The organism is Exiguobacterium profundum, from assembly GCF_042652865.1.
GTDB lineage: Bacteria > Bacillota > Bacilli > Exiguobacteriales > Exiguobacteriaceae > Exiguobacterium > Exiguobacterium profundum.
This window is the reverse complement of the sequence record NZ_JBHSHG010000003.1, coordinates 25,987-44,873: the sequence shown is the minus strand read 5'-3', so window position 1 is coordinate 44,873 and position 18,887 is coordinate 25,987. Positions and strand designations below refer to the sequence as shown.

Genomic DNA, 18,887 nt, shown 5'->3' with positions numbered 1-18,887 from the left:
CGTACCTGTTTCAAATCTGCTTGTCAACTTAAAAACTCCCCAATTCGATGTGAGAAAGGGGAGTTTACGTCGTTAAATTGTTGAAGTGCGCCACACGGTTACGTCCCGCGTATTTCCCACCGACATATAGCGCACGGTCCGCGTTTCGAATCGTATCGTCTAATCGCTTATTTCCAAACGCATCGATTGTATCGATCCCGATGGACGCAGTCACAGAAATCTCATGATGATCGACAAGGAACGGTTTCGCTTCGATTTGCTGGCGAATTCTTTCTGCAATGTCAACGGCTTGAGACATGTCACAATGATTGAGAAGCAAGATAAACTCTTCCCCACCATAACGGGCGGCAAAGTCATCAGCGCGAAGGGCTTGCCGGATACGTCGACCAAATTCCTGCAACACTTGGTCACCGACTTGATGGCCATACGTATCATTGATTTTTTTAAAGAAATCGATGTCGAGCATGGCGACCGAGATCGGATACATCGAGATGTCGGATATTTGTTGAATCCCGTATTCGTAGAAGGCGCGGGCATTGGCGAGGAGAGTCAAACTATCCGTCCGGCTCTCGGTATACAGACGATCTCGTTCATGACAACGGCTGATGGTCCGGTTGAACGACTTGAGCAACTTGAGGATTTCTTGTTGGATAATCTTCGGATACCCATATACAGGTTCTCCTGTCATCACGATCCATGTTCGGATTCCCTCGATTTCTTCCGAACGAATTGAGACGAAGCTATGGTAGTCGTCATGGAAAGCGTCAGACAATGAAGCATCCCACTCAAATCGCATCTCGTAGTCAAGGACAGGCTCGACAGGTTGACTGATATCCAGTAGCGCAAATACGATGGGGCGATCAATCGGTTGACGTGTTTTCAAGTCGAAATAGAGTGTGCGATTGAATAGCTTGAACTCGATATATCCTTCATCGTAATGGTTCAATTGTTCGCATTGACTTAAAAAGACTTCAATGGCTTGCGCTTCGCTCTGAGACAAAGAGACGGCTTCTTTCGCTTCGTCGTACTGTTCAATCAGAGATTTATACGCATCCTGTCGTCCCTTTTGAATGAGAAGTCGTTTGATGAAGAAGGTCAGTGCTGCCGCGATACTGCTCACGACAAGTAAATTCGTCTCTCGGAAGAATGCTGCGGCTAAGATGAAAATCAAACTGACGACGTATGTGTAGAAGGCGATCTTCAAAAAGTCACTCAACCCGATATCAACGCGGAACCACCATCTCACCTGATACTTTTGGAAAATGGTGTTTAAGAAGATGGCAAGAAATAACCCGGCAAGCGGGATGAATGATTCTTTCGAATAGAAATCGATTCCAGTATCCCCACCGAGGGCGAGATAGACGGTAGCGGGAATGACAATTTCTAAGTATGCCGTAATGGCGTTCCACGGATAGGTGAAGCGAAAACGGCGTATGGCGACTTTTGGTCTCAAATTGGCGAATTGAAAGACGAATAATCCAATCTGGTTGACGATGAGTGCTGTTTCAAATCCAAAGAATAGAAAAAGAATTAATACGATACTCTCAGAGAATGTGAAGTACACACCTTTGACTTCGATTGAATCGAGTTGAAAGATGATGACGAGTAATGAGATTAAAATAAAGGACAACGGATCAATGGTCGGGGCGTGCAGCACATCCAATGCAAATAATCCGATGGTGAAGCAGAACAAAACACTCCATATACTCCAACCGAGCATGGACATCTTGCGAAAGTGGTTCATGTGTTCCCTCCTAGCATGGGACATTTCAAGATATAATAGTAAAGATTCGTCATGATTTCGTGCGAGTCCTGCCTTTCTTTTATCATGCTTGAATTCTAGCATTGAGTATACAGGGAATATCCTCTATAATGAAGTTGCTTTTCAACCGCATAGACGAAAGTCGATGAAAAAGAGAGTAACGATGGTTTAGTCAACAAAGCGACCTGGGGATTGGTGAGAGCCTGGGCTGACAAACGTCGCGAAACGCACTTTTGAGATGCTATCCGAAACGAGAGTAGGCATAGCCGGAGGGAACCGTTATCACCATAAAGCGGTCTGCATCATGCAGGCAAGAAGAGTGGTACCGCGGGAATTCCCGTCTCTTTGCATCTATGCAAAGGGCGTTTTTTTTATGAGTTGTTATTGAAGAAGGAGGACATACAGATGAGTTATGAACGCAAATATGCAGAAGCACTATCCCGTGTCATCGGTGAAGAACTCACGATTGACCAAATTGAAGCATTGATTGAGAAGCCAAAACACGAGGCGCACGGTGACCTCGCGTTCCCGTGTTTCCAATTGGCGAAAGCTTACCGAAAAGCACCTGTCATGATTGCGACAGATATCGCAAATGAATTGAACGATGAATTGTTCACGAAAGTGGAGGCGGCGGGACCTTACGTCAACGTCTTCTTGAGCCGTGATGTCGTATCAAAAGAAATCATCAACACCGTGCTTGAGGAAAAATCGGAATATGCGACACACGAAGCACGCAATGAAACGATTGTGACGGACTTCTCGTCACCAAACATTGCGAAGCCGTTCTCGATGGGTCACTTGCGTTCGACGGTGATTGGGAATGCGATCAACCAAATCGCACGTAAAAACGGATATGACGTCGTCGGCGTCAACCACCTTGGGGACTGGGGCACTCAGTTCGGGAAATTGATGGTCGCCTACAAGAAGTGGGGCGATGAGGAAGCGGTACGCGCCAATCCAATCGCAGAACTCTTGAAATTATACGTCCATTTCCACGAAGAGGCGAAGACACAACCAGAACTCGAAGACGAAGGCCGTGCTTGGTTCAAAAAGCTTGAAGATGGTGATGCGGAAGCGACAGAGCTTTGGCAGTGGTTCCGTGACGAGTCGCTCAAAGAGTTCCAGAAAGTATATGACCTTCTTGGAGTGAAATTCGAAAGCTTCAACGGGGAAGCGTTCTATAACGATAAAATGGGACGCGTCGTCGAGATGCTAGAAGCGAAAAACCTCTTAGTGGAAAGTGAAGGGGCGATGGTCGTCTCGCTCGAAGAGGAGAACTTGCCACCTTGCTTGATCAAGAAAAAAGATGGCGCGACGTTGTACGCGACACGTGATTTGGCAGCGGCAATCTATCGTTACGAGACGTACAACTTCGTTCAAGCAAACTATGTCGTCGGTGGCGAACAGGCGCTCCATTTCAAACAACTCTTCTCGGTCCTTCGTAAGCTTGGATATGACTTTGTTGATGGCATGCATCACGTGCCGTTCGGCTTGATCTTGCAAGAAGGGAAGAAGATGTCGACACGTAAAGGGCGCATCGTTCTTCTTGAGGAAGTCTTGAAAGAGGCTATCGAGAAAGCGCAGGCGAACATCGAGCAGAAGAACCCGGATCTTGCGAACGCACAAGACGTTGCCCGCATGGTCGGTGTCGGCGCGGTCGTCTTCCACGATTTGAAAAACGAACGCATCAACAACATCGAGTTCGATCTCGACAGCATGCTCAAGTTCGAAGGGGAGACAGGACCTTACGTTCAATACACGAACGCTCGTGCGAACTCACTCCTTCGTAAAGGAAACTATGACGGGTCACCATTCACTGGTGCAGACGATGACTACTCATGGGGTGTCGTCACGATGCTCAATGCGTTCCCACACGTCATCACGCGTGCGCATGAACGCCGCGAACCATCAATCATCAGCCGCTATGTACTCGACCTCGCGCAAGCGTTCAACAAGTACTACGGTCACGTCCGCGTCCTAGAAGAAGATGCGAGCAAACAATCGCGTCTCGCTCTCGTCAAGGCAGTGACGCTCGTATTGACAGAAGGGCTCCGTTTACTCGGTGTCGAAGCTCCGGAAGAAATGTAAGACAGACGAAAGGACCTCAAAAAAATTGAGGTCCTTTTTTGTATTCATGCTTTCATCCGCGTGACCGTTCGGGCTTCCGTGTCATATAGACACCATTCCCGATCGAAGATGACGGCGCCGACGTTAATGACATATCGTTTTTTCTTCAAATGGAACGGTGTCCCGAGTTCCCACGGCAGAGAGGTTCCCTTTCGGTAAATCCCGGGGATGTGACTGTGTCCGATGAAGACGAGTGGGTATTTTCCTTTCTCGACCATCGGTTCCCAGTCTTTATTCCACTTCACTTGATGTCCATGTAAAAAGCGTGCTTCCTCGAGAGTCGTCTGTTCCGGCAATAACGAAATCCGTGTTTTCACAGGATGGTCGATTACGAGCACCTCGTCGATTCGCTCTTCCTGATTGCCTCGTAGACTCGGGAATGTGAGTAACGCTTCATAATTTGGGTCGTACGTCACGACGTCTTCCACATGATGAAAGCGCTCGTGACGTCGTTTTTTGCCAACATGGCATTCGTAGAGGTCCCCGAGACAGAGAATATGCTCGGTTTCGCGACGAACGTCATCCAGGACGGCCTTTAAATCATCAAACGAACCGTGCGGGTCACTGATGATGGCGAGTTTCATCGGAAGTTCGTAAATTGGGCATCGACGGACAATTCAAGTTCACGTACGAGTTGCATGACGGCTTGAAGATCGTCACGCGACTTACCTGTCACGCGAATTTGGTCGTCCTGGATTTGCGATTTGACTTTTAGTTTTGATTCCTTGATGGCGTTGTTGATTTTCTTCGCGTCATCTTTGTCGATGCCGCTTTTCAATTTCACACGTTGGCGAACCGTGCCGCCGAGTGCGTTCTCTACTTTTTGATAGTCGAGGTTTTTCGTCGGGACACCGCGTTTGATCAATTTCGTGATCAAGACGTCTTTTAATTGCTCGAGTTTATAGTCGTCATCCGAGATGAGGACGAGGTCGCCACTGTCGAGGGACATCTCACTCTTTGACCCTTTGAAGTCATAACGGTTCAAAATTTCCTTTTCCGCAATTTGGATTGCGTTCTTTACTTCTTCAAGATTCATTTCTGACACGATATCGAAAGAATTGTCTTTTGCCATGTTTCATCCATCCTTTGTGTGGTTTTGTTATAATGATAGCAGATTTGAAGCAGTGAAGGAGTGAAGAGATGGAACGTACAATGGATCAACACACACATGCAGACTTAGATCACGTTGCCTATCACGGGAAAGACCTAGGGGTGACGTTCAAAGGGGAACAGATTCGACTACGAGTTTGGTCTCCGGTAGCGGAACAGATGTCGGTCAAGTTGTATCGAACAGCCCGTGCCCGTAAGTTTGAACGACTCGAGCTCGAGCCGGCTGAGAAGGGGACGTGGGTGATCGAACTCGACCGTGCCTTATTCGAAGGTCAATTTTATGTATTTGAAGCGCTGATTGATGGGAAAAAAGTAGAGTCGCTCGATCCGTATGCGAAAGTCGTCGGAGTGAATGGGAAACGAGGATGTCTGCTCGATCCGGCATCTTTGAACCCGGACCATTGGATCAAAGAACGTCCGCTATTCAATTCTTCACAAGAGGCGGTCATCTATGAGGCGCACGTCCGTGATTTGACGAGTCACCCAGAGAGTGGGGCGACGCACCGTGGGAAGTTCTTAGGGATGACCGAGACGGGTACGACGACCACGAGCGGTTACCCGACCGGACTCGATTATATTACCTCGCTTGGAATCACTCATCTCCAATTAATGCCGTTCTTTGACTACGGCTCGGTGAATGAGTCACGTGAAGGGGAAGACAATTATAACTGGGGTTACGATCCGGTTCATTACTTTGCGGTCGAAGGATCATACGCCTCGTCGGCAGATGACCCGGCGACGCGAATTGTCGAATTGAAGGCACTGATTCAAGCGCTCCACGATCGAGGCATCCGGGTCATCATGGACGTTGTCTTCAACCACACGTATGATGCGTTGACAACACCGCTCGGGCAATTCGTCCCGGACTATTACTATCGCTTAAACGAAGACGGAACACTCGCGGATGGTTCGGCATGTGGGAATGACACGGCATCCGAGCGTGCGATGATGCGTAAGCTCATGGTCGAGTGTGTCACGTACTGGGCGAAAGAATTCATGATTGATGGGTTCCGCTTCGATTTGATGGGACTCCATGACGTCAAAACGATGAACCAGATTCGGAAAGCGCTCGACCGCGTCGACCCATCGATTCTTGTCATCGGGGAAGGGTGGGATTTGGATACACCGCTCCCGGTTCGTAAAAAAGCGAATCAGCATAATGCGCATAAGATGCCACGCATCGCCCAATTCAATGATGGGATTCGAGACGGTGTCCGAGGAGACGTCTTCATCGAAGACTTACCGGGCTGGGTGAGTGGAAACACGGATATGACAGCAGATGTGAAACGAGGGATTGCTGGTGGCATCACGAGCCAAAGTTTCGCTGATGAGCCGAACCAGGTCGTCAACTATGTAGAATGTCATGACAATTTGACGCTTTGGGACAAGTTATCCGTGACGAATCCGGAAGATGACGAGACGACACGTCGCCGTCGCCACCGTTTGGCGACGTCGATTGTGCTCCTAAGTCAAGGGATTCCATTCCTTCACAGTGGACAGGAATTTTTCCGGACAAAAGACGGGGATGAGAATAGCTTCAATTCAGGCGAAGTCATCAACCGTATGGACTGGAACCGGGCGGAGCAAGAAGCGCCAAGTGTGGAATATGTGAAAGGTCTCTTGCGTCTGCGTAAGCAATATCCGCTCTTCCGACTCGAAAACACGGAACAGATTCGCAAACACTTGCGTTTCTTTGATGAAGCAGAGGGTGTGATTGCCTTTGAATTGAGCCGTCATGTGGAAGGATATGTAGAACGACATATCGTCTACCACAACGCACTCGAGGAGGCGGTTGAGGTCAAACTTCCATCTGGCAAGTTCGAGGTGAACGTGGAGGACCATACCGTTAATCTGACGGCGCCACGTCAAGTCGAGGACCGTCATATGACGGTCGCTCCACTCTCGACACTAGTCGTAACCGAACGTCGCCCAGATTACAGCAAGTACGCTGTGGCCGGTGGTGCGGCCCTCGCTGTAATCGGTGGTCTCTGGTATGTATCGAGAAAGCGGAAACGCAAAGAGCAGTAACCAAAAAGGAGACGTTAATCCGTCTCCTTTGGTGTGTCTTCCTCTGTTTGAGATGCCTCGAGTTGCATCATTTTTTGAACGAGGATGTGTTTTGGCATATGCATCAGTTCCTCGAGGGGGACGTTTAATTTTTTTGCGAGTTCAACTGCGGTCTCTGGTGATAGTTGTAATGGACGCATGGAAGGTCTCCTTTCTATACGATATGTCTTTACCGTCAGTATACAGGAAAATCGAAAATGTGTTGAATGAACACATTCAAAATCGAATTTCGTTTCGGTCGTTGCTAAGCTGAAACTAGGAAGTGATCAAATGTACAAACAAACAGCAGACTTTCAATTTCATCAAACGATCGAATGGCTAGAACGTGTAGGTGAAGGTTGGATGTTGTACTTGGCGCAAACTGGATTTTTGTTCTTTGACGAGTCGTCTCAAATTCGCTGGGAGATCGACTGGAAATGGACACCATGCGCCCTATATGTGGAGCCGAATGCAAGACGTGCCGTGGCATGGTTCCAGGAAAAAGGACTTTACGGAGTCATTGATTTACAACGAGGACAGATGGAGACGCATGCAATCCCTCAACGATTCAACGGAGACTGGTTTAGCAATTTGCACTATTGGCAAGGCGATGACATCTTCTTATATTCAGCCGAATCGGATGTCGTAGCCTTGAACCTCCATAATCATACGTTTCGATATAGCCGCTATGAAGAAGTCCCTGTCTTTGGGAACATCATCGAGCTAGCGTATCAAGAGACGTATGATTTTGAACGATTCACACCTGAAACGTGTGTGACATTGTTCGATGAACGAACTCATCATTTTTTAGTTGAAAATGTGAAGACGAAAGAAACCTGGCGCATTCCATACGAAGGAAACCGCGACACGGTCATTCTCGATCAAGTGGGAGAAACGACGGCGATCACATCGACAGAGTCGTTCCAACTGTTTCATCGAGAGGAAGAATTATTTTGCTCAAGCGTGTGTGCAGACACCCAATTATTGAAGGTAATGCTGTTAGATGAACGAGGGGGTCGACTCGTCGTCTTGTCTGCACCACCTCGATTTTGTCATAGCTGGCTTCAAGTCTTTGAACGACAAGAGTCCTGAACCGAACCTAGGTTCAGGAATTTTTTGTGAAGTGATGATGAATGAATCGAGAAAGGGGAAGTAGATGGATAGACAGGGAGGAGTGACATCAATGGAATGGTTAGGTAGGCAGTTGGTTCGTTTTCGGTATGGCGTATTACTCATATGGGCGATTTTACTCGCGGGTTCAGTTTATTTCGGGCTACAGCTCCCGGGTGAGTTGAGAGGAAACGGATTTGCCATTCAAGACGGACGTTTCCAACAGGTAGAAGATCAGTTGAATGAACGATTTGATCGAGCAGATGCTTCAATGATCGTCTTATTTGAAGGAGGAAATCTGGAGGCGGTCATGGACGAACAACAAGACCGTTTTGGGGAAATTTCATCAATTGATGGCGTGATTACCCCGGCGGAGAATCCGGACGCGCGTTCAGGGGACGTATCCTATTTCGTGCTGGAATTCGAAGATTATGATGCGGCGGAATCCTCGATCGATGCCGTCCGAGACGCGCTCATCGTTGATACGGATACCGAAGTCCGCTTGACGGGAGAACCGGTCTTTGCGGATGACTTAAACGAAGCTTCGAAAAATGACTTGATTCGAGCGGAGTTGATTGGGATTCCGGTCGCGCTTCTCGTGTTGTTGCTTGTTTTCGGCACACCGCTCGCCGCGCTCATGCCGTTACTCGTCGGGTTGATTACCTTTATTGTCGCAGCGGGATCGCTATTCTTTTTTGCACAAAACATGGAATTATCTATCTTTGTTCTCAATGCCGTCGCCATGATTGCGATTGCGCTTGGGATTGATTTTTCACTGTTACTCGTCAATCGGTATCGGGAAGAGTTAACGCGCGGGCAATCGAGAGAAGAGGCAATTGTCCGGACGGTAGCGACGGCGGGACGCTCGATTCTCTTTTCAGGTCTATGTGTCTTTGTCGGATTAGCCGGACTCCTATTTATTCAAGTAGATGTCTTTCAGGCGGTCGCGCTCGGTGCCCTCATTGCCGTCGCGGGGGCCGTGCTATCTGCACTGACCTTGTTGCCGTCGTCGCTTTACTTAGTCGGTGACGCCTTGAATAAAGGACGAATCATCAAGACAGATGAGACGAAATCTGAAAAGCGCTGGCAAAAACTTGCTCGCTTCGTGATGAGACGTCCGGTGACGATGACGCTCATTGCTTTGTTGATCCTGCTCCCGAGTCTTTGGTTCGTGCGCGACCTAGAGTTGAACATTCCGGACGCTGATGCGCTCCCTACCTCATATGAATCACGAGCGGCACTCGAACGATGGGACGATGTGTTTGGGGATAACTCGACCGATGCGGTCCTTCTGTTTGAAGCGAACGATTTGACCGATCCGATGATTTTAGAGGAATTGACGAGTCTCACAGATGAGTTAAACGAGGTCGATATTGTCGATAATGTCTCGACTTTCTTAACGACATCCGGATTGACGCCTGAGACGTTTACTCAACTCGCCGAAGCGGCGCCAGAACAACTCGCCCCACTTGAGCGACTTGTGACCCTTGATGGGAATACAGATTTGGCGCTCGTGAATGTCAGCTTCGATGTACCTCCGAGCGACAAAGAAGCGCAAGCATTCGTACGCGATTGGCGAGACAAAGGGTTTGAAGTCGGCGGACCGGCAGCCTTCAATGAAGAGATTTATGATGAGATTTATGACAGCATTCCCTATGCGGTCATCACCGTCATCTTGGCAACCTTCTTCATCCTCATGTGGGCGTTCCGATCCATCTTGATTCCAATCAAGGCGATTCTTATGAACGTGCTTGGTCTTGGGGCGACGTTCGGTTTACTCGTCATCATTTTTGAATCAGGTTATGTGTACGATGCAGAAACAATCAGTATTTTGACACCGGTGTTCATCTTCTCACTCGTCTTTGGATTGTCGATGGACTATGAGGTATTTCTCGTTTCGCGAATCGAGGAATATTACCGCGAGACAGGCGACAATGACTATGCGACGGAGATGGGGCTTGCGAAGACGAGTAAAATCATCACTTCAGCCGCCATCATTATGATCGTCGTGACGGGTGCGTTCGCCTTCACGGGTGTGAGCCCGATCAAACAGCTTGGTGTGGGGATTGCGCTCGCCATCTTCATTGATGCGACCATCATTCGGATCCTGCTCGTTCCGTCTCTCATGAAACTGTTCGGGGATTGGAACTGGTGGTGGTTCGGAAAGAAAGATTTACCGAAACGTAACATGCACTAAAGGTAAAATTCATGAACTGAATCAAAATGTGTGGTAAACTACGTACAAGATTACGCGCAATTTGAGAAAGGAAGGTCTTTATGGATACCGAGAGGACATGGCCTCTGTTCCAACTTCCGGACTTCTAGCGTTGACTGATCGCTTACACGTGTATCAATCAACAAACGGAAGATCGGAGATGGAACAGATGGAACCGCAGCTACGACTGAGGATCCTCCTCTCCGTCAAGAACGGGGAGGACAATCGGAATGAAACGAGTTGCTACCATAGTGCTCGGAACGCTGATCATGGCGTTCGGTTATTATTATTTGAATGAACAGTTTGGTTTGGCGGAAGGCGGGTTCGTAGGATTATCGCTACTCGGTCGTTATTTATTTGATATCGACCCGGCGATTTCGATGATCGTGCTCGACATCCCATTTTTTATCGTCGCTTTGTGGTGGAGAGGATGGCGTTTTGTCGGGCAAGCGGTACTAGCCGCTTCGTCCTTGTCGCTTAGTTATGCGATGTGGGACCGTCTCGACTTGCTCACGTTTGATATTCAAGTATGGCCGGCAACATTGTTTGCGGCCATCGCGAGTGGGATTGTAACCGGATATGGTCTCGGTCTTGTCTTGAAGTCAGGCGGGGCTACCGGGGGCGATGACTTATTCGCTCTTGGCTTATCGAAATGGACAGGTGTGTCGGTCGGTACGATTCTGATTATTTTTGATGTGATCGTCCTTGGGATTTCACTCATCTATTTACCATTATCGAACGCATTGTATACTCTCATCGCAGTATCGATTGCCGGAAGGGTCGTCACAAAGATGCTCGTCGTCGACGAACCGAAAGCGACACCCGTCGCACCAAATTGGACACCAAAAAACGATCTCGCATGAGATCGTTTTTTTATGAAGAGTGAGAGCGAGTTAGGTTGGCTTGAATCCCGATGGAAAAAAATTACTGTTAACAAATCGAGAGTGGTACAATGAACTATAGATTGAATTTCTGGTGGTGAGAAGATGAACCGTAACATCGTAAACTTGAGTATCCTCGCATTACTTATGGCAGTGATGGTAATGAATAACCTTGAAGGACTGCACATGCTCAAAACGATTGTGAACAGTCTGGCAATGCTGACGCTATCTGTCATTGGAATCATGTTCATAACGAACTATGCGAAAAATAAGAAACAAGCTATGTGATGAAATAGGTGGCTGGCGCTGCCTATTTTCTTTTTCGCTTTTTGTGGTAAATCTCACAGCGCATGCTCTCACCATCCATTACACTAGTGGAGGAAGGAGTGATGGTTGATGAAATGGATGATTCCAACACAGCATGGGGCATGGTCGATGCTCATTTTACCGTTCGTTCTTGGAGGGACAGTCGGGGGATGGGTGTGGACACATGTGCCTTTTGCTATTGCATGGTTGTTTGTCTATATGGGGACATTCTTCTTATTCCAATACATCAAGCAACGAAAGAAATCGCGTGAGCTTTTACGCACCGTGATCATCTATCTGATGATTGCTACACTATCCATCATCCCAGTCTTATGGATGCAATGGAGTCTCATCTGGTTCGCTTTTGCAATGATTCCATTCGGTCTCGCAAACGCCTATTTTGCCAAAATCAAAGATGAGCGAAACGTATGGAATGACGTCAGTGCCGTCACTTCATTCTGTATTGGAGGAATGGCGAGTTATTACCACGGAGCACACGTCGTGGATGAAACAATTGCATGGGTATTCGTTTTGCCATACCTCTATTTCCTCGGAAGTATCTTTTTCGTCAAGACGATGATTCGGGAAAAGAAGAGCATCGCGTATCGTAACCTTTCGTGGGGGTATCATATGCTGTTAATCGTCGTGTTCATTGCGCTCGGTTATCCGCTGCTCGCTTTAGCATATGCTCCGAGTTTGATTCGTGCTATTTGGTTCTACGGCAAAAAAATCCCAATCATGAAGATTGGGATTGTCGAAATCGCAAACTCTGTATTTGTACTGGTGTGTCTCACGATGAATCTCTTAATTTAATTTGTGGTTGATGAGGTACTAGCGATAACGGCGGCAGTCGTGGCAGCGGTCGCCGCTTGTTGCATCGCCAATAAGTGGGCAAACGTACCGTGGAGCAATAAGTCGCTCGCCTCGTTTGTTATGCGTTCGGCCGCTACAAGTTGAAGTGCGATGAGCACGCTATGTGTGTTGAACCAGCGCTGCTTGTCTTTTTCGGCCCCTACGATTTCCTGAATAGTATGAATCGCGCTCGTATTCGGTTCCGTGACAATGCTAAGTAGTGCGAGTGCGGGTAAGTGTTCGCGACGAATCGAGATGTGCACTTCATCTAATTGAGACTTCCATGTGAGCAATCGAGAGACTGCTTCTTCGGGTGAGGACTCGCTGAACGTCAAAAGGTGCGAGACGAGTTGCAGTTCGTTTGACTTCGGGAGCCGTCCCTTCAATAATGCATAATGTTGCTCGATGCGTTCGTTCAAATCAATGATATCGTCAAACGCTTGCACGAGCACGAGCGCCGATAATAAGTCTTCCTCGCTTGTCAACCAAGGGTGATGTCGTTTGAACGTTTGATATAGTTCGGTCGCCTCATCGAGCCGACGGTCGGGTTCCTCGACATTGATCAGTTGATTCGCTAAAAAGGGACGTAGTGAACTGAAGCGGAAGTGTTTCCGGTCGAGTAACGTATCGAGACGGAGCGCCTCGTCGATTGCGGTTCCGATGTCCTCATACTTGGCGTCGAGAAACGAGAGCCAGACGAGGTTTTGACTGTCTCGAAACTTCGAGAACATCTTCGTTTTTTGTTTTAATACATCGCGTGCGTTCGAAAATCGAGATGCCTCGAACGGGGTGTCGTGAATCGCGTAATGAACGGCCATCAAGCGTCGGAAATCATCTGTCAGTTCCCACTTTGTTGCCGTCTTGATGGCCTCTAGTGCTTCTACATATCGTTCATATCGTGTCATGTCGAATCGCCTCCTTGTCCAATCATACGAGCGGGGGCGATCAGATGTTTCAAAAAAAGCCGTCTCGGAAACATTTCCGGACGGCTTTTGATTATTGTACTTGTGTGTAGAGTTTTTGCATGTACTCGTTCACTTCATCGGCCGCTTGGAACATCATGAATGAGTGTTGCAAGATGATCTCTGGTGAGAAACCGAGGTCGAGGTCGAGTGTCGAGGCGAGTGTGACATCGCGATCGCTGTCGAGTACACAACGGAAGTATTTGAACTCCTGGTTGAACTCGTTCAAGGCATTAAGAATCGGTAAATCTTCTACGTAATCTGGGACGTGCGTGACGGTAGCAGCATACAACTCAGCATCTGTCGTCTTTTTGTTAAAAGCGATAATCATAACGGGCTGAGCCCCGGATTTTGTTGTTTCACGCGTCAAGAACGTGACGTGCGTTTCAGTGTCGCTCTCTTTGAACGTCATGTTGCGTTCAGCGGCGAGCGCTCTAAATGATTCTACTTTTTCTTCGAAGTTCACAAGGAAATCCCCCTTAGTAAGTCGTTACTCTAACTTTCTCCCATTTGGACAGGGAAAGCAAGGGGAACTAGCGTTTCATCAACATTTTAATGGCTTCTTCCACCGTTTCGGACGTATCTTCGCCATCTGCTTGAGCGGTGATGATACATTGTTCCAAGTTCTTAGCCACAATGATAGTCGAAGCGCGATCGAGTGCGGAACGTGCGGCACTTAATTGCGTCACGACATCGCGACATTCTTTTCCTTCCTCCATCATCCGGATGATGGCACGAATTTGTCCTTCCACTCGTTTCATGCGATTCAATACTTTTGCATCGTATACATACGGTTCCATATCATTCACCTCTATAGGAAAAATTGTTCAGTTACCCAACTATTTATTGTGTAGGCTCATCTTAATACATGGGGGAGTATGTGTCGAGCATCAACTATCCAAATGGATGATGTTGAAAAATTCGACATTTCGTCAAACTTATTTCTTGCAATTAAATACCTAAGGGGGTATATTAATGACGTGGAAGCGAAATGTTCAACAAATCACAAACTTGTCGAACGCCAGCAACCAAGCCGAATGGTATAAATCGAATTGAAAACAGAAAGGTAGATCAACGATGAAAGCATCCGCTTTAAAACGTCAAATGGACTTTGAAGTGCCTGTAAATATCGTCGACGTCCGAGAACGTGACGAGTTTCAAGAAGCACATATTGAGGGCGCGAAAAACTATCCGTTATCCGAAATGACAGAGTGGATCGACACGCTCGATCCAGCTGAAGAATATGTCGTTCTTTGCCGCTCAGGTGCGCGTAGCACGCAAGCGACTTGGCAAATGGAGGCGAAAGGCTATAAAGTGGTCAATATAGAAGATGGCTTGATGAGTTGGCCAGGAGAAGTCGTCAGAGGAGGAAATCGACAATGAGTAAAAAAATCGTAATCGTCGGTGGGGTAGCAGGTGGTGCGTCTGCAGCTGCACGACTCCGTCGTTTGAATGAAGAGAATCAAATCGTCATGTTCGACCGTGGGGAGTATATCTCATTCGCGAACTGTGGTCTTCCATACTATATCGGGGATGTCATCCAAGACCGTCAAAAACTCCTTGTTCAAACCGTTGAAGGGATGAACAAGCGTTTCCAACTCGATATCCGCAATTTGACGGAAGTCATTAAAATTAACCGTGACGAAAAAACAGTGACGGTGAAACACGTTCAAACAGGCGAAACGTATGACGAGTCATACGACGTTCTCATTCTTTCTCCGGGAGCGAAACCGATTCGTCCAAACATCCCTGGAATCGACGAGGCAGAAGATATTTTCACGCTTCGCAACATTCCGGACACAGATAAAATCCGTGGCTACGTCGATGACAAGGCGCCGAAGCATGCGACCGTGATTGGTGGAGGCTTTATCGGGATTGAGATGGCAGAAAACTTACGTGAGCGTGGTGTTGAGGTGACGCTCGTTGAGATGGCGGACCAAGTCATGACGCCACTTGACCGTGAGATGGTGGCGCCAATTCATGAACACATGCGCTTGCATGGCGTCGAGCTTCAATTGTCTGATGGCGTTTCTTCGTTCTCAGAGCAAGGAAAGAAAGTTCATTTGACAAGCGGTCGTGTCATCGATACAGATATGGTCATCATGTCGATCGGTGTTACACCGGAATCGACGATTGCGCGTGAAGCAGGCCTTGAAACAGGTACGCGCGGTGCCATTCGTGTTAATGAAAAGATGCTCACATCAGACCCGAATATTTACGCGATCGGGGATGCGGTCGAAGTACTCGACTACGTCTTCAAAGAACCAACTGTCGTGCCACTCGCATGGCCAGCGAACCGTCAAGGCCGTCTCGTTGCCGATATCATTAACGGCCGCGACGTGAAATACAATGGAACGATGGGAACGGGAATCGCCAAAGTATTTGATATGACGGTTGCATCGACAGGATGGAATGAAAAACGGTTGAAGGCGGCTGGCAAGACGTATGAGGCTGTTCACGTGCATCCAGGTTCGCATGCTGGTTATTATCCAGGATCGACACCTGTGTCGCTTAAACTCTTGTTCCACCCGACAACGGGTGAAATCTATGGTGCGCAAGGTGTCGGAATCAATGGAGTCGATAAACGCATCGACGTCATTGCGACAGCTATGAAGGGTGGTTTGACGGTCCTCGATCTACCTGACCTTGAGCTCAGTTATGCACCACCGTTCAGTTCTGCGAAAGATCCGGTCAATATGATCGGGTATGTCGCATCGAACGTCGTCCTCGGTGACAATGAAGTCGTGCATTGGGATGAAATCGATGAGCTCGTGGAAAACGGAGCGACGTTACTAGACGTTCGCGATGAATCGGAGCATGAACTCGGAAAGATTCCAGGATCGATCAATGTGCCACTCAACTCATTACGAGAAAACTTGGACAACTACGACCGGAATGAAACGATTTACGTGACGTGCCAAGTCGGTCTTCGTGGCTATCTCGCATCACGCATCTTACGTCAAAACGGCTTCAAAGTGAAAAACTTGAGCGGTGGCTACAAGACGTGGTCGCAAATCAATCGTGATTTCGAGGCGCTTGAAGAAGCGAACATATCAAATGAAACAGCGGCTACCGTTGTAGAAGAGGAGCCAACACAAATGACAAATGCACCAATCGGGGAAGCGGTCATGTTAGACACATGTGGTCTACAATGCCCGGGACCTATTTTAGAAGTAAATAAGAAAGTCGCAGAACTCGGGGAAGGCGAAACGCTCCGCGTTCTCGCAAGTGACCCAGGATTCTTTGCAGATATCGAAGCATGGGCGAAGAAGACAGGCAACAAACTCATCTCGAAACAATTCGTTAACGGACGCGTTGAAGCCATCCTTCAAAAAGGACAAGGTCCGGCTGCACCACAAGCAGGCGCACCAGCAGGAGACGGTGCATCAATGGTCGTCTTCAGCGGAGATCTCGACCGCGCACTCGCATCCCTCATCATTGCGCAAGGTGCTGCCGCGATGGGGAAAGAAGTGACGATGTTCTTCACATTCTGGGGACTCAATGTCATCCGCAAACCGGACGCACCGGAAGTGAAAAAGCAAGGTCTTGAGAAAATGTTCGGCATGATGATGCCAGGACATGCAGGCGAATTGCCACTTTCGAACATGAACTTCGGTGGTGTTGGTCAAAAAATGATGAAGAAAGTCATGAGCGATAAGAACGTTCCTTCTGTCGAAGAAATGATTAAGTCAGCGCAAGAAGCAGGCGTGAAAATGGTAGCTTGCACGATGTCAATGGATGTCATGGGCATCAAAGAAGAAGAGTTGATTGACGGGGTCGACCTTGGTGGCGTGGCGGCTTATCTCGGCGCAGCAGAAGGCGGAAATTTAAACCTCTTTATCTAAATGAAATATAGAACGAGTCGGATTGCGATGCGCTCTCCGGCTCGTTTTTTTGCTTTTAGAAAGAACCGAGATGATGTTGAAAAAACGAATTAATATTGCAATTTTCGTATAATTTACCTATAATTCAAGTCATGTTAAGAAAGTTGACATGACTTTTTCTGTTGAGATTTTTAGAATGATGGAGGATTAGTATGGAGAAATTTGTAGAGAAACTCGTTTCGCAAGCGAACGATTTGTTGTGGTCGCAAGTGCTCATCGTTGTACTTGTTGCTTTAGGTCTTTATTTTACAGTTCGTATGGGCTTCGTTCAGTTCCGCATGATTCCTGAAATGTTCCGCCTCTTGTTCAAAGAGGGCACAGCACGTGAAAAAGGCCAAGTGTCTTCGTTCCAAGCTTTCGCAATCGGAACGGCAGCTCGTGTAGGGACAGGAAACATTGCCGGTGTGGCGACAGCGATTGCGCTAGGTGGCCCAGGAGCAGTTTTCTGGATGTGGCTCATTGCGTTGATTGGGGCAGCATCTGCATTCGTCGAAAGTACGTTGGCACAAGTGTACAAGATTCGTGATGGACGCACATGGCGTGGGGGACCTGCCTACTATATGGAGCGTGCGCTCGGCCAACGTTGGCTAGGTGTCTTGTTCGCGATTTTGATCACGTTCTCATTCGGATTTGCGTTTAACTCGGTACAGTCGAACACGATTTCACTCTCTGTGAGTAACCAGTTCGGGATCAGCACAACAGTCGTCGGGATTGTCCTTGCGATTGTGACGGCCATTGTCGTCTTCGGTGGGATCCAATCGATCGCACTCTTGTCGAGTATCATCGTACCGGTCATGGCAGGTGGCTACATCTTACTCGCGATTTGGATTATGGTGACGAACGTTTCCCTTCTACCAGACGTCTTCAGCCTCATCTTCTCAGAAGGAGTCCTCGGAATTGAGCAACTCTTCGGAGGGGCGATTGGCGCCATGGTACTTCAAGGGATTCGTCGAGGTCTCTTCTCGAACGAAGCGGGTATGGGTTCTGCACCGAACGCCGCTGCGACAGCGGAAGTATCGCACCCTGTCAAACAAGGATTGATTCAATCGTTTAGCGTATTTGTCGATACATTGCTCGTTTGTACATCGACAGCGATGATTATCTTGATTTCAGGCGTAGCCGGTTCAGAGTCGTTTGCGGGTGTCGAATTGACGCAAGCCGCGTTGACAGCAGAAATCGGTTCGGTCGCTACATCGTTCTTGACGATTGCGATTTTCCTATTTGCGTTCAGTTCGATTCTTGGAAACTATTACTACGGTGAGACGAACATCCAGTTCATCTCGGATAAGAAAATCTATGTCACGCTCTATCGCATCGGTGTTGTCGGCATGGTCTTGTTTGGTGCGGTCCGCTCTGCCGGCCTTGTTTGGTCGATTGCTGACGTGTTCATGGGTCTCATGGCACTCGTGAACTTATATGCCATCTTCCGCTTGGCGAAAGTGGCTCGCGCCGTTCTCGATGACTACTTGGCACAGCGACGCGAAGGAGAAGACCCAGTTTTCTATGTCGACTCGGTTGAAAATCTTCCTGGTCGTGAATACATCGAAGCTTGGGAAAGCGAAACAGAGGAACAACAAACAGGAACAAGTCGTTCTTGATATAAGGAACCGTCTACGAATTCAAGTAGGCGGT

The 18,887-nt window shown here is 48.0% G+C and carries 17 protein-coding genes and 1 other annotated feature; of the genes, 10 read left to right on the top strand and 7 right to left on the bottom strand.

The genetic code is table 11. The features are described 5' to 3' along the window. Positions 1–64: 64 nt before the first annotated feature. Complete coding sequence (locus tag ACFO4U_RS10940) at positions 65–1,744, bottom strand: GGDEF domain-containing protein (RefSeq protein WP_215244291.1); 1,680 nt, start codon at positions 1,742–1,744, stop codon at positions 65–67. A 154-nt stretch (positions 1,745–1,898) separates the two neighbouring features. Further along, positions 1,899–2,110: a binding site (T-box leader), on the top strand. Between the two features lie 57 nt (positions 2,111–2,167). Here ACFO4U_RS10940 and argS point away from each other — a divergent pair. Next, the gene (argS, locus tag ACFO4U_RS10935) at positions 2,168–3,850 is read left to right on the top strand and encodes an arginine--tRNA ligase (RefSeq protein ID WP_196430356.1); all 1,683 of its coding nucleotides are present in this window, start codon (positions 2,168–2,170) and stop codon (positions 3,848–3,850) included. 44 nt (positions 3,851–3,894) lie between these two features. Here the strand turns inward: argS and ACFO4U_RS10930 are convergent, their stop codons facing one another. Together ACFO4U_RS10930 and ACFO4U_RS10925 are read right to left on the bottom strand one after the other, a co-directional pair. Further along, positions 3,895–4,473, bottom strand: a complete 579-nt coding sequence (locus ACFO4U_RS10930) for a metallophosphoesterase family protein (RefSeq protein WP_159563362.1) — start codon at positions 4,471–4,473, stop codon at positions 3,895–3,897. After that, positions 4,470–4,961, bottom strand: a complete 492-nt coding sequence (locus tag ACFO4U_RS10925; RefSeq protein WP_074034908.1) for a YajQ family cyclic di-GMP-binding protein — start codon at positions 4,959–4,961, stop codon at positions 4,470–4,472. Before ACFO4U_RS10925 ends, ACFO4U_RS10930 begins: the two co-directional genes overlap by 4 nt. Positions 4,962–5,029: 68 nt before the next feature. Here ACFO4U_RS10925 and pulA point away from each other — a divergent pair, with 68 nt between their 5' ends. Next, positions 5,030–7,027 (top strand): type I pullulanase, encoded by a 1,998-nt coding sequence (gene pulA / locus ACFO4U_RS10920; RefSeq protein WP_159563363.1) that lies wholly within the window; start codon positions 5,030–5,032, stop codon positions 7,025–7,027. Positions 7,028–7,041: 14 nt separating this feature from the next. Here pulA and ACFO4U_RS10915 read toward each other — a convergent pair whose 3' ends face one another. Beyond that, positions 7,042–7,206, bottom strand: coding sequence for a YycC family protein (locus ACFO4U_RS10915; protein WP_074034904.1), 165 nt, complete (start codon positions 7,204–7,206; stop codon positions 7,042–7,044). A gap of 130 nt (positions 7,207–7,336) precedes the next feature. Between ACFO4U_RS10915 and ACFO4U_RS10910 the strand changes: the two genes are divergently transcribed. The 5 genes from ACFO4U_RS10910 to ACFO4U_RS10890 all read left to right on the top strand — a co-directional run bounded on the left by ACFO4U_RS10910 (position 7,337) and on the right by ACFO4U_RS10890 (position 12,370). Continuing rightward, on the top strand, positions 7,337–8,137 hold the full coding sequence (locus ACFO4U_RS10910; RefSeq protein WP_215244292.1) for a hypothetical protein: 801 nt from the start codon (positions 7,337–7,339) through the stop codon (positions 8,135–8,137). A gap of 91 nt (positions 8,138–8,228) precedes the next feature. After that, on the top strand, positions 8,229–10,352 hold the full coding sequence (locus tag ACFO4U_RS10905; protein ID WP_215244293.1) for an MMPL family transporter: 2,124 nt from the start codon (positions 8,229–8,231) through the stop codon (positions 10,350–10,352). Positions 10,353–10,600: 248 nt separating this feature from the next. Then, positions 10,601–11,233, top strand: coding sequence for a YitT family protein (locus ACFO4U_RS10900; RefSeq protein WP_031424422.1), 633 nt, complete (start codon positions 10,601–10,603; stop codon positions 11,231–11,233). Positions 11,234–11,356: 123 nt separating this feature from the next. Further along, positions 11,357–11,539: a hypothetical protein gene (locus tag ACFO4U_RS10895; protein ID WP_215244294.1), complete on the top strand. Its 183-nt coding sequence runs from the start codon at positions 11,357–11,359 to the stop codon at positions 11,537–11,539. 108 nt (positions 11,540–11,647) lie between these two features. Then, a complete protein-coding gene (locus ACFO4U_RS10890; RefSeq protein WP_214691299.1) occupies positions 11,648–12,370 on the top strand; it encodes a YwiC-like family protein in 723 nt (240 codons plus the stop codon). Here ACFO4U_RS10890 and ACFO4U_RS10885 read toward each other — a convergent pair. The 3 genes from ACFO4U_RS10885 to ACFO4U_RS10875 form a co-directional block, all read right to left on the bottom strand. Beyond that, positions 12,367–13,314: a DUF4003 domain-containing protein gene (locus tag ACFO4U_RS10885; protein WP_215244295.1), complete on the bottom strand. Its 948-nt coding sequence runs from the start codon at positions 13,312–13,314 to the stop codon at positions 12,367–12,369. The two genes, ACFO4U_RS10890 and ACFO4U_RS10885, sit on opposite strands and share 4 nt — an antisense overlap. Before the next feature lie 91 nt (positions 13,315–13,405). Next, complete coding sequence (locus ACFO4U_RS10880) at positions 13,406–13,837, bottom strand: type III secretion system chaperone family protein (protein ID WP_015880528.1); 432 nt, start codon at positions 13,835–13,837, stop codon at positions 13,406–13,408. A 67-nt stretch (positions 13,838–13,904) separates the two neighbouring features. Beyond that, on the bottom strand, positions 13,905–14,171 hold the full coding sequence (locus tag ACFO4U_RS10875; protein WP_015880529.1) for a metal-sensitive transcriptional regulator: 267 nt from the start codon (positions 14,169–14,171) through the stop codon (positions 13,905–13,907). A 277-nt stretch (positions 14,172–14,448) separates the two neighbouring features. Between ACFO4U_RS10875 and ACFO4U_RS10870 the strand changes: the two genes are divergently transcribed. The 3 genes from ACFO4U_RS10870 (at position 14,449) to ACFO4U_RS10860 (ending at position 18,853) form a co-directional block, all read left to right on the top strand. Beyond that, on the top strand, positions 14,449–14,754 hold the full coding sequence (locus ACFO4U_RS10870) for a rhodanese-like domain-containing protein (protein ID WP_196430363.1): 306 nt from the start codon (positions 14,449–14,451) through the stop codon (positions 14,752–14,754). Then, complete coding sequence (locus ACFO4U_RS10865) at positions 14,751–17,216, top strand: CoA-disulfide reductase (protein WP_215244296.1); 2,466 nt, start codon at positions 14,751–14,753, stop codon at positions 17,214–17,216. Before ACFO4U_RS10870 ends, ACFO4U_RS10865 begins: the two co-directional genes overlap by 4 nt. 191 nt (positions 17,217–17,407) lie before the next feature. Continuing rightward, positions 17,408–18,853, top strand: coding sequence for an alanine/glycine:cation symporter family protein (locus tag ACFO4U_RS10860; protein ID WP_074034892.1), 1,446 nt, complete (start codon positions 17,408–17,410; stop codon positions 18,851–18,853). Positions 18,854–18,887 lie beyond the last annotated feature (34 nt).

Excerpts from the sequence above, each read along its gene's own strand:
- ACFO4U_RS10940 (WP_215244291.1), bottom strand. The coding sequence starts at position 1,744 with ATGAACCACTTTCGCAAGATGTCCATGCTCGGTTGGAGTATATGGAGT.
- argS (WP_196430356.1), top strand. The coding sequence starts at position 2,168 with ATGAGTTATGAACGCAAATATGCAGAAGCACTATCCCGTGTCATCGGT.
- ACFO4U_RS10930 (WP_159563362.1), bottom strand. The coding sequence starts at position 4,473 with ATGAAACTCGCCATCATCAGTGACCCGCACGGTTCGTTTGATGATTTA.
- ACFO4U_RS10925 (WP_074034908.1), bottom strand. The coding sequence starts at position 4,961 with ATGGCAAAAGACAATTCTTTCGATATCGTGTCAGAAATGAATCTTGAA.
- pulA (WP_159563363.1), top strand. The coding sequence starts at position 5,030 with ATGGAACGTACAATGGATCAACACACACATGCAGACTTAGATCACGTT.
- ACFO4U_RS10915 (WP_074034904.1), bottom strand. The coding sequence starts at position 7,206 with ATGCGTCCATTACAACTATCACCAGAGACCGCAGTTGAACTCGCAAAA.
- ACFO4U_RS10910 (WP_215244292.1), top strand. The coding sequence starts at position 7,337 with ATGTACAAACAAACAGCAGACTTTCAATTTCATCAAACGATCGAATGG.
- ACFO4U_RS10905 (WP_215244293.1), top strand. The coding sequence starts at position 8,229 with ATGGAATGGTTAGGTAGGCAGTTGGTTCGTTTTCGGTATGGCGTATTA.
- ACFO4U_RS10900 (WP_031424422.1), top strand. The coding sequence starts at position 10,601 with ATGAAACGAGTTGCTACCATAGTGCTCGGAACGCTGATCATGGCGTTC.
- ACFO4U_RS10895 (WP_215244294.1), top strand. The coding sequence starts at position 11,357 with ATGAACCGTAACATCGTAAACTTGAGTATCCTCGCATTACTTATGGCA.
- ACFO4U_RS10890 (WP_214691299.1), top strand. The coding sequence starts at position 11,648 with ATGAAATGGATGATTCCAACACAGCATGGGGCATGGTCGATGCTCATT.
- ACFO4U_RS10885 (WP_215244295.1), bottom strand. The coding sequence starts at position 13,314 with ATGACACGATATGAACGATATGTAGAAGCACTAGAGGCCATCAAGACG.
- ACFO4U_RS10875 (WP_015880529.1), bottom strand. The coding sequence starts at position 14,171 with ATGGAACCGTATGTATACGATGCAAAAGTATTGAATCGCATGAAACGA.
- ACFO4U_RS10870 (WP_196430363.1), top strand. The coding sequence starts at position 14,449 with ATGAAAGCATCCGCTTTAAAACGTCAAATGGACTTTGAAGTGCCTGTA.
- ACFO4U_RS10865 (WP_215244296.1), top strand. The coding sequence starts at position 14,751 with ATGAGTAAAAAAATCGTAATCGTCGGTGGGGTAGCAGGTGGTGCGTCT.
- ACFO4U_RS10860 (WP_074034892.1), top strand. The coding sequence starts at position 17,408 with ATGGAGAAATTTGTAGAGAAACTCGTTTCGCAAGCGAACGATTTGTTG.